This window comes from Arthrobacter sp. Y3225116 (assembly GCF_059091245.1).
In genome coordinates, this window is sequence record NZ_JBNHGL010000571.1 from 1 (window position 1) to 406 (window position 406).

The 406-nt window shown below is 73.9% G+C and carries 1 protein-coding gene; it reads right to left on the reverse strand.

The features are described 5' to 3' along the window. Positions 1-406, reverse strand: a 406-nt coding sequence (locus AC5RV2_RS19010; protein ID WP_494093619.1) for a UDP-N-acetylglucosamine--N-acetylmuramyl-(pentapeptide) pyrophosphoryl-undecaprenol N-acetylglucosamine transferase, incomplete at both ends; no start/stop codon positions are given.

Here is a 406-nt window from a genome sequence, read left to right on the forward strand (position 1 = left end):
GGCTTCGCGGGAGGCTTCCCGGTCCAGGGTGGCGACTTCGGGCCGCATCGGCATGCCGACCCAGCGGGCGCCGGGCAGTTTCGTGTCTTTGAACGCGACCGCGACCCGGCCGGTCAGCCGTGCCCCGACCCGGTTCGCCAGCCCCGGCCGGGCGTTGGCTTCATGGATCACGATCGGCACCCGGCGCAGCCTGGCGGCGATGTAGACCGGAGTGCACACATACCCGCCGACGCCCACCACGACGTCGGCCTTCGCGCCGTCGATGATGTCCGCGGCCTGGCGCACGGCCGCGGCGAACTTGAACGGCAGCTTCAGCAGGTCGAGGGAGGGGCGGCGCGGCAGCGGAACCCGCCCGATCGTGGCGAGCCGGTGGCCCGCCGCGGGGACCAGCCGGGTCTCCATGCCG